The sequence below is a fragment of the Lentilactobacillus sunkii DSM 19904 genome (genome assembly GCF_001435575.1).
Lineage (GTDB): Bacteria > Bacillota > Bacilli > Lactobacillales > Lactobacillaceae > Lentilactobacillus > Lentilactobacillus sunkii.
On the sequence record NZ_AZEA01000023.1, the window covers coordinates 22,698 to 38,461 of the forward strand.

Consider the following 15,764-nt stretch of genomic DNA (forward strand, 5'->3'; position numbering starts at 1 on the left):
ACTTGTTCCTCCTCAATTAAAAATCCATACTATCCAAAAATTCTTGTGCGCGTTTGGTTTGTGGTGCACTGAAAAACTGTTTTGAAGGTGTCTGTTCCAATATGTGACCATCCTCCAGAAAAATCACTCTGTCAGCAATCTGCTGGGCAAAGTTCATTTCATGGGTCACAACGATCATGGTCATGTGATCGACATCGGCCAAATCCTGGATGATGTTCAAGATTCCCCGAACCATTTCCGGATCAAGCGACGCCGTGACCTCATCGAACAACATGAAATCCGGATGAAGGGCAAGGGCGCGAACAATCGCAACCCGCTGTTTTTGACCACCTGAAAGTTGCCGCGGATAAGCATTGGCGTAATCTTCCAGGCCAACTCGCGCCAGCAGATCCAAGCCTTCCTTTTTGGCAGCAAATTTATCCTGCTTCTGAACCTTAGTGGGTCCTAATAGAATGTTATCCATCACTGTCAGATTGGGGAATAAATCATAACTTTGAAAGACCATACCGATTTTTTGGCGGATCTGCTGCCAATTTTTTTCAGTTGGTTCAATCTTCTTACCCTCAAAGGTAATCGTTCCCTGTTGATAAGCTTCCAAACCATTTAAGCAGCGAATTAATGTACTCTTTCCAGAACCAGAAGGGCCCAGGAGGGTGACAACTTCCCCCTTATCAACGTGAAAATTAATGTCGTGCAACACATGCTTCTTCTGATAATATTTTTCTAGATGTTCAACCTGTAAAATCTGCTCAGCCATTTGCCCTCTCCAATCTCTTCTTTTCTAACCGCTTTGCCCACCATGACAGTGGATAATCAATCAAAAAGTAGAATAGGAATATTAATCCGTATACCCAGAAGACCCCTGTTGGATGCGTGTGGTTATTGGCCTCAATAATTTGTTGGCCAATGTTGATCACATCCATAACCGAAATCAACAACAGCAGGGAAGTCGTTTTGATAACCCGGGTTGCCAAGTTGATGGTTGCGGGAATTTCCAAACTGATTGCCTGGGGGATCAATACGTATCGGTATAGTTGATAGCGATTCAATCCAATCGCTTTCCCAGATTCTTTTTGATGCTGAGGTACCGATATCAAGGCGCCACGGACAATGTCACTCATTTCTGCAGCAACCCAAAGGGCAAACACTAAGGTTGCCAACTGATCGCCTGGTAAATTAAAATTCATCTCTCGCGGCAGGATGTAATAGAACAGGAACAAGAGGACAACCGTGGGAACCACCCGAAAGAATTCCAGGTAAAGCCGCAAGATGATCCGCAACGGCCGATTCTTAAATGTTCTCAATACACCCAGGATAACTCCCAGAATCAAACCAATTATCAATGCCACCGCTGCAATCCTGACAGTTACCCAAAGTCCGCCCAGCAAGCGCTGAAAATTGGTTCCTTCGAATAAAACACTAATTCCCGAATGATCCATAACGAACCCTCTTTTCTAGTAAAGTCAAAATGATTGATAGCGGAATTAAAATGATGGCATAGCCAATTACCAAAACAAACAAATATTCATTCGACCGGTAATACAACCCAATCAAATCCAAAGCCGTATTTGTTAATTCCGGAATGGCAATCACCGTAAAAATCGACGTCTCCTTAATCAGGAAGATCACGTTGGCAGCCATCGCCGGAACGCTTAATGAGAATCCTTGCGGGAAGACAATGTAGCGGGCAAGCTGCCAGCGGCTTAAGCCAATTGCCTTTCCTGACTCCAACTGGCCTTTGGAAACGCCGTTGAAGCCACCGGTGAATCCCTCGGCCATGTAACTGCCTCCGAGAAAAACCAATCCGATGATGCCACAAAGTTCTGCCCCGAACTTAATGCCAATCACGGGAAATGCATAATACAGGAAAAATAGCTGAATCAACAAAGGTGTATTTCTCGATATTTCAACATAAACAGATGCAATCTGGTGTAGGACGGGAACTTTAAAATATTGAAGCAGGCTAACAATTAATCCAACGATGATGGATCCGATTATCCCAATGAACGAAAGCCAAAGAGTTAATTCAAATCCTTTGGTAAACATTGGTAAGCTCTGTTGGATAATAGCCCAGCTACTCATTATTGATCATCTCCTCCTTAATTTATTTAACAGTCATTGAACGCAAAAAGTCCCTGACAACTGGTACTACCAGCTGCCAGGGACGAATTAACGTGGTTCCACCCTTTTTCGCACCCATCAAACAAAAGGTGCCTCGTTAAAAATACCTATTTAAGCTGAAACAACACAACTCAGAGCGCACTTTCAGTTATCTCCCGCCACTCTTTCACTATCAGTGGTCGCTTGATCGGGACAATAGCTTACTCTTCTCTTCAACATTGTGAAATTCAAAATGACTGTCAATCAATTAACTAATAATGTAATGTTTAATGCCTTAAAAGTCAACTGTTTTTACTCATTAATTTTTAATGTGCCATGAAGCCCTGTTCTTGAATAATTGAAAACAAGTCTGCCCGCAGATTGTGGTTCCGATTCAATTCGGAAACAATGTGATGACTGAAAGTTTCCGTTCGGCCGTTTGTGCTTCGTGACCGGTAATAGTCACTTAACAGCTGATCATAATCAAGAAGTTGTTGATCAAAGTTTTCACCCAAATCATAGTGGTTACTGAAATGAAACTCGATTTTGGGCAGTCGGGGTTTCAGTTCTGGTTTGTCTTTTGGATACCCCAGTGCAATTCCCAACAGAGGGAAAGTCATCTCAGGTAAATGAAGGAGCTTAATCATTTGCCGGGGATCATTTAAAATGCTCCCCATAATCGTTCCGCCAAGGCCCATGCTTTCTGCAGCGACCATGATGTTCTCAGTCGCAATCGCCGTATCGAACACACTCGCCAAAAACTTGTCTGTTGAGTGCAAAATATAGGGATCGGTGCCGTTTTCCTGTGCGATTTTAAGATTCCGGTACTGATCGGCAACCATCACAAAGTAATGACCGCTCCTTAGCATCCATCCATGACCGGTAATCTTGGCAATTTCTTTCAATATGGCCGGATCAGTCACGCTAATAATCGAATATTGCTGTGAAAATGTGCTTGTCGACGCATGCTGGGCTGCATCAACCAATTCAGTTACCTGATGAGGGCTTAATGACTTATTTTCAAATTGCCGAATGCTTCGGTGCTGAGTGAGTGCTTCGAGTATTGGATTAGTCAATGGGGTTATCTCCTATTATTTGATAATGATAACTAACTATTTGATAGCGGTTCTAAATTGGGATAATTTGATGAAATTATGGATATTTCATTTGTGCCATATCATCGGCGGTATTTTTAATTTACATTCGTTCTTATTAGGGTTAAAATGAATTTCGTTGGATAATAATGATTATAAACTACAAAGTAGGTGAAACAATGGCAAAGAAAAGATCGCTTTCTCAAAAAATTAATGTCCTGCGGGCTTCAGTCATGGGCGCAAACGATGGGATCGTCTCAGTTGCCGGGATTGTTATTGGTGTTGCAGGTGCGACATCCAGTAACTTTGCAATTTTCATTTCAGGTATTTCCGGTATGTTAGCCGGGACTGTCTCTATGGCAATGGGTGAATTCGTTTCTGTTAACACGCAGAAGGATTCACAGCGCCATGCCATCAGTCTCCAAAAAGCTGCACTGAACTCGGCGTATGATAATGAATTTAATACCGTCAAGCACAAGTTAATGGGCGACGGCATCTCTGATGATCTGGCTCATCAGGCCACCAAAGAAATGATGACCAAAGACCCAGTCAAAACAACCGTCCGTCAAAAATACGGCTTTAACGTTGGCGAGTATACCAATCCGTTATCAGCAGCGATTGCGTCAATGATTTCATTTCCGACAGGTTCAATTCTACCACTGTTAGCAATTACGATGTTCCCAAAAGCCATCCGAATTCAAGCCACATTCTTAGCGGTCATTGTCGCTTTGGCGATTACCGGCTACGCTGCTGCCCAACTGGGAAATGCCAACAAAACTCACGGCATGATTCGAAATATCGTTTCCGGTGTCTTAACCATGTTGGTAACTTACACAATCGGAACCTTAATTGGTTCATAAATCAACCATAGATGGGAGGAACTGGCATGGAAAATGCTAAATCCAAGAATAAAAAAGAGTCACAAACCATGGAGGAAAAGCTGAACACCCTGCGTGCCGGCGTTTTAGGCTCAAATGACGGGATCCTGACGGTTGTTGGTGTCCTGTTCAGTGTTGCCGTGGCAACCACTAATCAATTTACAATCTTTATTGCGGGTTTGTCCGATTTGCTGGCCTGTGCGTTTTCAATGGCTTCAGGGGAATATGCTTCCGTTAGTACTCAAAAGGATACTGAAAAATCAGTTGTCGCAAAAGAAAAGCAACTCTTGAAGACCGATTTTGACACCGATTTGAGAGTCGTTTCCGATTATTACGTCGATCAAGGAGTGTCAAAAGAAACTGCAGATAAGATCGCCAAGGACTTGATGAGTAAAAAGCCCTTGGAAACGATCGTCAACGTTAAATATGATTTGCAATTAGGCCATTATATGAACCCCTGGAACGCGGCGTTTTCATCCCTATTCTCTGCCTCGGCCGGCGGCATTTTCCCACTATGTGCAATGACCTTGTCACCCATTGCGTTTCAATGGCCAGCCACTATCCTGGCAGTTTGTTTATCGGTGGGCCTGACCGGTTACCTAAGTGCCCGGCTTGGAAACGGGTTAGTCAAAACAGCTATTATTCGAAATGTCATCGTTGGAATTATCACGATGATCATCCATTATTCTTTAGGAATCTTACTTGCAGCGTAAATTGTTCAAAATACCTGCTAACAATAAGCAATCTAAGATTAGATCCAGTTAAAACTGTTTGAATTTCAGTTTTAACTGGATCTTTTCTATTACACTGAAGATGGAGGCTGTGACAAAACTGACGTTTTACTCGAAGCCCCTTTTAATTTCTCCTGTTATATAGCCATAACGTGTGCCAAAAGGCTGCTTCCTATGCATAACTACGAATAACTTTCCGAGCTTTCAGCTCAAAAAGTTATCCTAGGTTATGCTACGGAAGCAAAATCGCCTTTTTGGCACACTTCCTTTTGTTTATTGTGGGATTCCATGATAAAGCTGTGCCAAATGCTTGGCATCCACCTCTGGAATACTATATAGGTACGTTGGCGCTGCCTGCTGCATAATTGAATGTGGGCTGTCACTATGTTCCAATCCCAAGTCATGGCCCAGTTCATGCATCGCAACACTGGCCTGTTCGTTAACTGAATCGTAGTGAGCCTGCTTCAGGGAATCGATAATCAAATAGCTTTTATTTTGATCCACAAATAACGGCACGCCATCCACATGGCTAAAGGCTTCACTGGTATAGCCGACAACGCCACCCGCGATATTTTCAACCGTGCCTTCACCCTCATGATAAGACTGTTTCACGGTCAAAATAACGTCAGCTTGGTTGTATCTAGTCGCCGAAATCAGGTTCACAACATCGACCGCATTCCACGCCTTTACCGCCTGCATCCAGGCAACTCGATAATGTGCGGGTATCTGCTTCGTAATATAGTAGGAGATTGTCTTGGTGGGCCAGTGAAAATTGGTTTTAGGACTATAGGCGGGCGTTGAGGTCGTGTCAACTTGTTCAGTTGGCGTATTATTTTGATCAAGCACAGCTGGGGATAGTTTGATGGCAAACCCGGCCAGTATGAATAGCAGGTAGATCACAACGGTCCCGATACCTACCCAAATCGCTTTCCAAATGAACTTTTTATTGAAAAATCGATCGATCATGATCATTCACCTAGCTTCATTCATTTACTCCTTCAGCATAGCACATCCCAATGATAACGCGCTTAAGCGAACTTTGTTAGATACTAATATCAGCAACTTAGTACAGATTTGTAAATTGTGGTGCTAGCTTTCATGGTGTTAGTCCCCCAACAGGTCCTTAGAGAAGTAGCTCTGTCAGGGCTGCTCTCTTTGTACATAAAAAACTGCTTACAATAGCAGTTGTAAGCAGTTCGGTAATTCCTTATGTTTCAGATTTATTGTGACATTAATTACCAATTTATTTTAGAGCTTATAAGTGATCTTCCTGTTAAGCAGATGGAGATTTAATGATTAGATTATTAATTATATAATTTTTTCCAAATAAGTCATACTTTCTTCTCAGCTTCTTCATATTAATAAAGTATTATTGTTTTTATCACAAAAATCACATTCATACAATGATACACGGATTTCTATTGTTGTTACTGTGATAAAACACAGTATTGCTATTACTGAGGAGGTAATTACTATGGCAGTTAAGAATGTAACACCTAACCACGAATATACAATGACCGGACTTGGCAGTAATCGAATTGTCCAGAAAGCCGTTATTGATTTCACAGGTAAATATCTATATGCCTTACAATTAAGAACGTCAGACCCTTCACCAGATTCATTATTATCCCGAGTCACAATTGCAGACTCAAATGAAGCAACTGGCATTAAACCCAGTGGATCAACCATTGACTTTTCAAGCGGAGAATCAATGGTTCTTGAAGAATTTGGGCATGGTGAAACTTTAGAGCAGTATCTTCCTAAAGGAGCTGATTATTTTTGGGTAGCAACTGGTGCGAATGGCGATCCAGTTAATGGCACACACTGGGCGAGACAAATTGGCTTAATCCAGTTTCAAGCAGGTCAAACACTTAACTATAGAAATGCTATGCGCCTTTCTAGTATTAGCAGTGCCAACAAGAATGGTGAGCCTTTCGCAGAACTATTGCGTTGTGATGCAGCGCTATCGAGCAATGGTTCGCGACTGATTATTATGGGACAGTCCATTAAGGATAACAATAATAATTATACAAGACAGTTAACTTGTTATGAAACAGCAAAAATTGTTCCATTTATGGAATCCTTTCAGACTCTGAACACGCCATGTACTGAAAAGACAATCAAGAGTGCTTGCGTAAGTGCCTATATCTTCACACACCATTTGCCTTGGGATTCTCAACAAGGTCTTGAATTTAATGATAGTAACAAAGTCTATATTTCTGGTGGTCATCAAAAATCTGACAACTCACAACAAGAAACCCAACGACCACATATTTTAAAAGGAGATTGGCGATTTACACCCGGTAATTATGAAACAGTGCAACTAAATCTTAACGACTCCCAGCACAATCCCGATCTTGTTGAAACTGAAGGCCTTCAATTACATGGAGATAATGTTTATGTTGGAATTGAAGATCACGTACAATCTCCTGCAATCCACATGATTTATAGCTTTGCAAAAAATGAATTCTCAGTTTAAAAAAGAAGCTCAATGTGAGCTTCTTTTTTATTCTTTTGATACCGTAACAAAAGTAAAGAAATTCTGGTTTCCGATTGTGTACATGCTAGCTGAAATATCATTATTTAAACGGTAAGGTGTGTGCTGATTAGCAATAGCTAAACGATATTGATAAAGTCCCTTAGTGCGAACCTTACTGTCAGAAACACCTTTAAGTTTATGCCCATAATATAAATACGTCACATTCCCTTTAACAACTGAACGATTTATCTTAGTATAACTGGTTGGAATAGTTTGCTTTTGGTAAGCACTTATAATGTTTTCAGCAGCTCGCCGGTTAGCATACTTATAATATTCAACGTAGCCATCCGAAGTCAGCTTAACAGCGTTACTATCATATGTTCCAAACTGTAAAAATCCAGTTAACCCGCCAGAATACAGTACATTATTGCCATATGGGAGCATGTATCCTGGACGCTTAATCCGCACAGTATTTGAAGAATAATTAATAGCAAAGGTTGGCCCGCCAACCAAACGATTTTTACCAAGTAGCTTATGCTTTAGAGTATAACTAAGATCGACACCAGTCCCGTAAAGCACCTTTTTGCTATTCTTTGAACCTGTAAATTGAGAATCAATAATCGTTCCCCTAGGCATGATGATATTCGCACGATGCGTCAATCCATCTCGATTGGCTCCTGGTTCGTTAACGTAATAGTATATAGATGCCTTGGTATTCTTAGTTAATTTGTAAAAACGATGCTTAATGCCATTCTTTTTAATATAGCTGGAACTCACCCGCTTCACATTGCTGGCAGATGCAGATACCATTGCTAATCCCAATGCTCCTAATGAAACACTGGCAATGACTAGTAAACTAATCAATCCTTTTTTCTTCATAGGTGTTCCTCCTGTCACTCAAAAGTTTATCTGATTCCTTACAAAATAGCTACTTTTTTGGTTGGCAATTACAGTTTCTAGAGTGTTCAGTCTGCTGCATCTTAACCTGGCTGCTTTTCGCATTCACAGTTCTTCGAGAGGGTCTGGCGTTTGTCCAACCTGGAAAGGTGGTTTTAAATTCGTTTAAACATCCCCATTATAACGTACCTAACCATGGCTGATTCGAATAATTTTTTGTCTGAAAGAGCAATTTTTAGCACTCTCGACATCTGAGTGCTAAATGCTGGCATTCATTTCAAAACTGATTATTATAGAAGATGAAAGGTTAAGGAGGAACAAAAAAGTGAAGTGTTGTTCCCCATTACCTTGAATCATAATTTCGAAAATAAGGAGATAGATATTTATGGCAAATGAATTAATGAATCGTTTCGATTTGGATCCGTTCTTCGATCGTATGGCTCATCGTTTCTTTAGCCCTTCTGACTTCGATAAGGATTACGAGAACCTTGGGAATTTAAAGACTGATATTAATGAAACCGACAAAGATTACTCATTGAAGATTGATGTTCCAGGTGTTGATAAGAACAACATCCATCTGAATTATCAAGATGGTCTTCTATCAATTAACATCAACCAACAACATACAAGTGAACAAAAAGATGAAAACGGCAAGATCATTGCCAGCGAACGTAGTCATGGCGTAATGTCACGCAGCTATCAATTACCTGGTGTAGACCGTGAGAACATTTCAGCACACATTGATAATGGTGTTTTGAATATCACATTACCAAAGGTTACTGAAAGTGAAGACACAACCGGAAATATTGATATTGACTAATTTAGATTGATAACATTTTGGTGTGGTTTGGTAGGGAATTAGGTAATTAGCTTTTGAAACTTCAGTAAAGCTTCTTTTGGGGGAACGTGATTCCAAGACCCCATCCCACCACCTTTGACGCTTATTAATTGATCAATCTTATTAATAATCAACGAAGGAGATAGATATTATGGCAAATGAATTAACAAACCGTTTCGCAATGGATCCATTCTTTGATACTTTGGCACGTCGTTTCTTCAGTCCAACTGATGCAGACAATGACTACATGGTAAATGGCAACTTGAAGACTGACATTACCGAAAACGACAAGGATTATGTCATGAAAGTTGATGTCCCTGGCATTGATAAGAAGAACATCCACTTGGCATATCAACATGGCGATTTGGCATTAAGCATTGACCAAGAACGTAATTCTGAAAAGAAGGACGAACAAGGCCGGGTTGTTGCCAGCGAACGTAGTCATGGTGTAATGTCAAGAACTTACGAATTGCCTGGCGTTGATCGTGACAATATCTCAGCTCAAGTTAATGACGGTGTTTTAACCATCACTTTGCCAAAGGCTGCAGATAGTCAAGAAGACACTGGTCATATTGAGATTCAATAATTTAATGCTGTAATACAAAAATGGTTGGTAGTTAAAGTGAAAACTTGTTACCAACCATTTTTTTGTATTATTTTGCTGAAATGTGCTTCACAAGCCAGCCTCCTCCGCTTAGCCAAATCAGGAGTTTCAATGCAAGTTCAGCATTAAAACTCCTGATTTACCTAATGCTCTGAGGCTACCCGGCTTGCTACGCACTCTAATCCAGGTGCGCTGAATTTTGAAGCTGAATCATATCATAATAAAAGCCACGTTTTGCCAACAACTCATCATTGGTCCCCCGTTCAACAATTCGACCTGATTCAAGAACTAAAATCAGATCTGCGTTTTGAATGGTTGATAATCGATGGGCAATTGCGATGGTCGTCCGGCCCTCTTGAAGCTTGGCCAAACCGGTTTGGATAATCTGCTCGGTTTCCGTATCAATGTTTGCGGTTGCTTCATCCAAAATGAGAATTTTTGGATCAGTTACCAAAGTCCGGGCAAATGAAATCAACTGGCGTTGACCACTCGAATAACTCGCACCACGCTCAATAACCCGTGATTCATACTGTTCGGGTAAATCTTCAATGAACTGATCCGCCTGAACAAAATGAGCAGCTTCGCGAACTTCCTGGTCGGTGACGGATTCATTAAACATTCTGATATTGGAAGCAACCGTCCCATAGAACATAAATGGCTCTTGCAGAACCAGTCCCATTTTTTTGCGAAGTTCCGGAATTGAATAATCGCGAATATCACGATCATCAATCAAAATCTCGCCTTCCCCAAATTCGTAAAAGCGCATCAAAATATTGATCATCGATGTCTTCCCGCTACCGGTTTCACCGACCAAGGCGACAGTCTGGCCAGGTTCGGCAACAAAGGAGATATCATGTAACACATCGTGTTCTCCATCATATGAAAAGGTTACATGTTTAAATTCAATCTTACCTCGCGTAATCTTGGCGTCCGCATTTGCATGCTGCTGTGGTTCATAAGTCTGGTCATCCATGATCCGTAACACTCGTGAACCGGCAACCACACCATCTTGAAAATCACTCAATCGATCCATCATTTCAGACATTGGGTTATAAAAGTTGGACAGGTAAGTGATGAAGGCATAAATGATACCGGCAGCAACGTAGCCGTGCAGTCCACGAATACCAAACATCCCCAATGCCAACACGGTCCCTAACGCATAGAACAAATTAATGATTGGGTTCAGCAGCAATGAGTTGATTCGAATCATTGCCCGCCGAGTATTGAAATACTGATCGTTGGTATCGCTGAATTCATGATTAATCCGCTTTTCCTGACGGAATTGCTGAACCACACTGATCCCGGTAATGCCTTCAGCCAGCTTGGCATTCAGTAGACTCAACCGCTCACGCATCCGGCGATAAACCCGGGTGCTATATCGTTGGTAATACCAGACGGTCACAAACAGAAACGGCATAAACACCAGCAGCCACATGGCAATTCTGGCATCAGCAAAATACATGGCAATAAATGACGAAATCATCGCAGAGATTGTTACCACCAGACTGCTGAATAAAGCCCAAAAGTTTGCGAATGCCATGGTATCATTCGTTAATCGTGACAGGATTGATCCACTGGGTGTTTGATCAAAATAACGCATCCCGAGGGTGTGCAGTTTCGCAAACAGTTTCCGTCTGGTGTTTTCAAGCATATACTCGGCACCCATCTCATATAGATAGGTTTGAGCAAACTGCATGACTGCCTTAGCCAGCATTCCAAAGAAATATAGTCCTGCGAAGAACCACATCATTTCAAAATCAGTTCGGCCAACTACCAGATGACTATCCATATAGGTCTGAATAATCCTTGGCAATAAGATGTTCACAACGGCAACCGCAATCGCAAACACAACTGAAAAGTAAAAGTATAATTTATAGGGAGCAGCGTATTTAAACAGCCGCCAAATAATGTGCATCTGCTGCTTGACCGGAATGGATTTCGCCCAGGCAGATTGATGCTTTGATGTGTCAGCCATTAGCTGTTGCCTCCCTTCACTTTGGTTTCCAGTTCTTGACGTTCAAACATTTCATGATACCAGCCGCCATGTGCCATTAATTGGTCGTGGGTTCCACGTTCCACAATTCGGCCATCATCAATGACCAGAATTTCATCCGCATTCATGACGGAGCTTAGCCGGTGAGCAGAGATAATTGTTGTCTTATCAGAACGTTCTGCATGTAAATTCTCTAAGATCTGAGTTTCCGTTTCCGCATCAACGGCTGATAAAGCATCATCCAAAATCAATAATTCCGGATTAATCAATAATGCTCTGGCAATTGACAGCCGCTGACGTTGACCACCAGACAATGAGATTCCTTCTTCACCCACGGCCGTATCATAACCATCCGGCATTGATTGGATTTGGTCATAAAGATCGCTCTTCTTGGCCGCTTCCTCCACTTGTTCCTGAGTTGCTTCTGGCCGGGCAAACCGAATATTTTCCCGAATACTTTGCGAGAACAGGAACGTATCCTGTGGCACATAACCAATCGCTGGAATTAAGGCATCCATTTTATATTTTTTAATGTCGATTCCGCCAAATTTAATTGTCCCCTCGTAATTATCAAATTGACGCAGGATCAGCCGCAGAATTGTACTTTTTCCTGAACCAACCTTACCGACAAGACCAACAGTTTGGCCAGCTGGAACTTTGAAATTAATGTTTTCCAGGGCATTTCGTTTATCTCCTGGATACGAGAAGCGCTTAACATCATAGTCAACCTCACCCTTTGGAGATGTTGTCACCCCATTGGGATCGTCAATGACTTTACTCTGCTCATTGATCAGGTCCATAACCCGGTCATAACTGGCATTCCCACGTTCCAAGGTGTTGAACAACATCCCGACCGCAAACATTGGCCAGATCATCATTGCCAAATATGAGACAAAGGAAACCAGCGAGCCGATGGTAATTGTTTCGTTGGTAACCAAATAACCACCATAAACGATCGTGATCACATACGACAGCGCAATGATCATAGTCGTCATTGGGTCAAATAATGAATCCAGCAGGTTAACCCGCCGGTTGATCTTAATCGTTCTGGCAACCTGGTTGTCAAAGTCCTGCATATCTTCTTCTTGCTGACCCAGGCCTTTAATCACCTTGATACCGGTAATACTTTCTTCCCCCTTATTATTCAGTCGAGAGAAGGCAGCTTGGGAATCTCTGAATGCAAAATGAATCTTGGTTCCCAAAAATCTGGACATAACCGTCAATAACGGAAAAGGCACAATCGCAATCAAAGTCAGTCGCCAGTCAATCAGTGTGATCATCGCAATCAGAGTGGTTCCACCGGTAATCATCGAATCAGCAAACTGAAGAATGCCTCCACCAGCCACCCGCTGAATCGCAGACAAGTCGTTGGTCGCATGGGCCATCAGGTCACCAGTCCGGTAACGTTGAAAGAATTCATGATCCATACTCGTGTAATGGAAGAATAGCCGGTTCCGCAACACTTTTTCCAACTTCGCTGCTTCACCCCAGATAGCCGTCCGCCACATGTAACGAGCGCCATATTGGGCAAATGACACAATTGTCAATACAATCAGCAAAACCATGAGATAGTTGGCTGTTAATTTACCATTATGTATTGAATCAACCAGATCACCAATGATCCGTGGGGGAATAATTCCGACCAATGCGGTCAGCAGCAGACCAAATAAACCGACCAGGTAGATTTTCCATTCCCTTTTGAAATACCAGCCCAGCTTAACAAAAATACTCATGATTCCACCTCTAAATTAGAAATTAATTAAATAAAACAATTCTAGCACAAAACTCACGTTGATAACACTATTAGCATTGCTTATCATTGATTATAGTGTTACTATTTTGACATCAATTATCATCAAATTTTAATCAATTGAATTAGGAGGAATGCTATGTTCAGTGAAATCGGTCAGTTAATATTTGATAATGAAGCCGTTGCGAAAACATCAGATTTTACCATGGGCATTGAAATTGAAATGCAGCGGGTTGATGAAAACGGCAATTTAAGTCAGGAACCTTATCCGGCCGGAGCCGGCGATGAACAGACCAACCCATGGATAACCAATGATTTCTTGGAAACCATGTCGGAGGTCGTTACACCACCAGCTGCCCATGCTTTAGACGCCATGCACTACTTATTCAGTATCAATAACGCACTTCGGACTGCTCTGTCACCCGGTGAACTATTGTGGCCGCTTTCCATGCCACCGCGGCTGCCAAAGGATAAGAGTCAGATTCCGTTAGCCAAGATGGGCCCAAAAAAGGAAGCCTACCTAAAAGAATGGCTTAAACGACACGGCTTTTCTCAAGGAACCCCATGTGGTGCTCACATCAACTTAAGTATTGATCCTCACGTTTTTGACTTAGTTTTGGCTAAAATGAGCGATCGATTCAAATCCAAGGTGGACCTGCAAAATTATTTATACGCAAAAATTGCCCAAGGATTTTTACGTTATCGGTGGGTCATTACATATTTATTTGGTGCCAGTCCAGTAGCCGAAGCCAATTATTTTGACCCCGGCAAAGGTCCCAAAGCACCGATCAGAAGTATTCGTCAGAGCTCACATGGATTTGGGAATCCATTTACCGGTGATTATACCAATGTCCAACGCTACGTTAATCGGATTGAAAAAGGCGTTTCAGACGGTAAGCTCATTTCAGACTACGAATTTCACGGTGCCGTTCGTTTTAAGGGTAATTCAAATCTCCGTGAGCTTCCAAAGACTGGGGTTGACTACCTTGAATTAAGAATGCTTGACCTTGACCCCAGCAGCTCAGTTGGGATTAGAACCAATACCTTGCGGTTCATCCGATTGATGGCCAGCTACTTCATCATGTCACCGGCCATGAACCCAGATGAAGTCGAAAAAGTCATTGCCCGCTCAGACAAGATGAACGAGGAAGTTTCCGAGGAACATCCAAACGATGTTTCAAAGTATCAGGCTAATGCCAGAGCATTCTTACAGAGCCTTGAAATGTATTCCGATAGGATTCAGCTTGGACCGGAGTATCAAGAAGAACTTCAGGATCTTCAAGATCGGGTGGAAAATCCACTAACCACTCCTAGTGCGAAGCTCATCACTCATTTAAAAGACGGTTCACTGGAAGCGTACGCGATCAAGCGGGCCAAGCGCTATCAGCAATCTGCCCTTCAGTCAATTCGGCCGTTCAAGGGATTTGAAAGTAATGCCAAGCTTTCTGCCAATGATTTGAAAAACGACTTGTTCAGAGGAAGTTGGGAGCCTGCAAAGGACAAAGACAAAGAATAAAGCAATTTTAGATTGACAACAATCAAAATATGACGTAAATTTATTCTTTTGGAGTACAATACTATAAACAGATTTAAAGTCACTAATTGAGGAGGGATTTTATTGCGCCCAAGAATCGCATTACCTGCTGACACTCTTGCCGAGGCAACGAATGTTATTAATGAACGAAACGCTGCGTTTGCACCGCGGCCAGCCATTGAAGCCATTGTTAAATCCGGTGGTGTTCCAGTTATTTTCCCAAGTGTCAATCCAGAAGATGTGCGCGATTACATGACACTGTTTGACGGCGTCTGTTTTCTTGGCGGCGCTGATGTCGATCCCACTTTTTATGGTGAAGAACCCTTCCAGAAGCTGGGAATGACTTATCTCAAACGTGACTTATTTGAAATTGAATTACTGAAGCAATCAGTCACAGCTGGAAAAGCGATCATGGGAATTTGTCGGGGCATGCAGCTGATTAACGTTGGCTTGGGCGGAACACTCTACCAAGACCTGTCACAAGATCTACATGCAACTCTGAAGCATTCTCAAGAGGCGCCTGGCAACATGCCTTCCCACCATGTGACAGTTGATCCCGATAGCCGTTTAAACGACATTATCGGACAACGACCATACGTCAACTCACGTCACCATCAAGCAGTCAAAGACGTTGCCCCATATCTAAAGGTTACCGCAAGAGCGGATGACCAGGTGATTGAAGCAATCGAATCGATTGATAACGATCAGATTCTTGCTGTTCAGTGGCATCCTGAGAACATTTATAAACATTATGAAGATTCACGCAAGCTGTTCAAAGACTTTATTGATCGAAGTCAGGTTGTGGCGGATAAAACACGAAAATAATTATCACAAAAATGGGGCTGGGACAAAAGTCCCAGTTAACG

At 42.1% G+C, this 15,764-nt stretch carries 15 protein-coding genes; 7 read left to right on the top strand and 8 right to left on the bottom strand.

What is annotated here, in order from left to right:
• Nucleotides 1-16: 16 nt before the first annotated feature.
• The 4 genes from FD17_RS10655 to FD17_RS10670 form a co-directional block, all read right to left on the bottom strand.
• A complete protein-coding gene (locus FD17_RS10655; protein WP_057826178.1) occupies nt 17-757 on the bottom strand; it encodes an amino acid ABC transporter ATP-binding protein in 741 nt (246 codons plus the stop codon).
• Entirely contained in the window at nt 750-1,439 is a 690-nt protein-coding gene (locus FD17_RS10660; protein WP_057826179.1) for an amino acid ABC transporter permease, read from the bottom strand. Before FD17_RS10660 ends, FD17_RS10655 begins: the two co-directional genes overlap by 8 nt.
• Nucleotides 1,420-2,082 carry an amino acid ABC transporter permease gene (locus tag FD17_RS10665; RefSeq protein ID WP_057826180.1) on the bottom strand — a complete coding sequence of 221 codons (663 nt, stop codon included), beginning with the start codon at nt 2,080-2,082 and terminating at the stop codon, nt 1,420-1,422. Before FD17_RS10665 ends, FD17_RS10660 begins: the two co-directional genes overlap by 20 nt.
• Before the next feature lie 344 nt (nt 2,083-2,426).
• Nucleotides 2,427-3,176, bottom strand: coding sequence for an NADPH-dependent oxidoreductase (locus tag FD17_RS10670; protein ID WP_082617205.1), 750 nt, complete (start codon nt 3,174-3,176; stop codon nt 2,427-2,429).
• Between the two features lie 197 nt (nt 3,177-3,373).
• On the opposite strand from FD17_RS10670, the gene FD17_RS10675 reads away from it, so the two are divergent.
• A complete protein-coding gene (locus FD17_RS10675; protein WP_057826182.1) occupies nt 3,374-4,054 on the top strand; it encodes a VIT1/CCC1 transporter family protein in 681 nt (226 codons plus the stop codon).
• Between the two features lie 26 nt (nt 4,055-4,080).
• Nucleotides 4,081-4,785, top strand: coding sequence for a VIT1/CCC1 transporter family protein (locus FD17_RS10680; RefSeq protein ID WP_057826183.1), 705 nt, complete (start codon nt 4,081-4,083; stop codon nt 4,783-4,785).
• A gap of 291 nt (nt 4,786-5,076) precedes the next feature.
• On the opposite strand, the gene FD17_RS10685 is transcribed toward FD17_RS10680, so the two are convergent.
• Complete coding sequence (locus FD17_RS10685; RefSeq protein WP_057826193.1) at nt 5,077-5,769, bottom strand: matrixin family metalloprotease; 693 nt, start codon at nt 5,767-5,769, stop codon at nt 5,077-5,079.
• Between the two features lie 508 nt (nt 5,770-6,277).
• On the opposite strand from FD17_RS10685, the gene FD17_RS10690 reads away from it, so the two are divergent.
• Nucleotides 6,278-7,282, top strand: a complete 1,005-nt coding sequence (locus FD17_RS10690) for a helveticin J family class III bacteriocin (protein ID WP_057826184.1) — start codon at nt 6,278-6,280, stop codon at nt 7,280-7,282.
• Between the two features lie 27 nt (nt 7,283-7,309).
• Here FD17_RS10690 and FD17_RS10695 read toward each other — a convergent pair whose 3' ends face one another.
• Complete coding sequence (locus tag FD17_RS10695; protein WP_057826185.1) at nt 7,310-8,161, bottom strand: hypothetical protein; 852 nt, start codon at nt 8,159-8,161, stop codon at nt 7,310-7,312.
• Between the two features lie 403 nt (nt 8,162-8,564).
• Here FD17_RS10695 and FD17_RS10700 point away from each other — a divergent pair, with 403 nt between their 5' ends.
• A complete protein-coding gene (locus tag FD17_RS10700; protein WP_057826186.1) occupies nt 8,565-8,999 on the top strand; it encodes an Hsp20/alpha crystallin family protein in 435 nt (144 codons plus the stop codon).
• Nucleotides 9,000-9,168: 169 nt separating this feature from the next.
• The gene (locus tag FD17_RS10705) at nt 9,169-9,603 is read left to right on the top strand and encodes an Hsp20/alpha crystallin family protein (protein WP_057826187.1); all 435 of its coding nucleotides are present in this window, start codon (nt 9,169-9,171) and stop codon (nt 9,601-9,603) included.
• 196 nt (nt 9,604-9,799) lie between these two features.
• Here FD17_RS10705 and FD17_RS10710 read toward each other — a convergent pair whose 3' ends face one another.
• Nucleotides 9,800-11,596 carry an ABC transporter ATP-binding protein gene (locus FD17_RS10710; RefSeq protein ID WP_057826188.1) on the bottom strand — a complete coding sequence of 599 codons (1,797 nt, stop codon included), beginning with the start codon at nt 11,594-11,596 and terminating at the stop codon, nt 9,800-9,802.
• A complete protein-coding gene (locus tag FD17_RS10715) occupies nt 11,596-13,347 on the bottom strand; it encodes an ABC transporter ATP-binding protein (RefSeq protein WP_057826189.1) in 1,752 nt (583 codons plus the stop codon). The genes FD17_RS10710 and FD17_RS10715 overlap by 1 nt, the downstream gene beginning before the upstream one ends.
• A gap of 156 nt (nt 13,348-13,503) precedes the next feature.
• Between FD17_RS10715 and FD17_RS10720 the strand changes: the two genes are divergently transcribed.
• On the top strand, nt 13,504-14,880 hold the full coding sequence (locus tag FD17_RS10720) for a glutamate--cysteine ligase (RefSeq protein ID WP_057826190.1): 1,377 nt from the start codon (nt 13,504-13,506) through the stop codon (nt 14,878-14,880).
• A gap of 102 nt (nt 14,881-14,982) precedes the next feature.
• On the top strand, nt 14,983-15,723 hold the full coding sequence (locus FD17_RS10725) for a gamma-glutamyl-gamma-aminobutyrate hydrolase family protein (protein WP_057826191.1): 741 nt from the start codon (nt 14,983-14,985) through the stop codon (nt 15,721-15,723).
• The last annotated feature ends 41 nt before the right edge of the window (nt 15,724-15,764 follow it).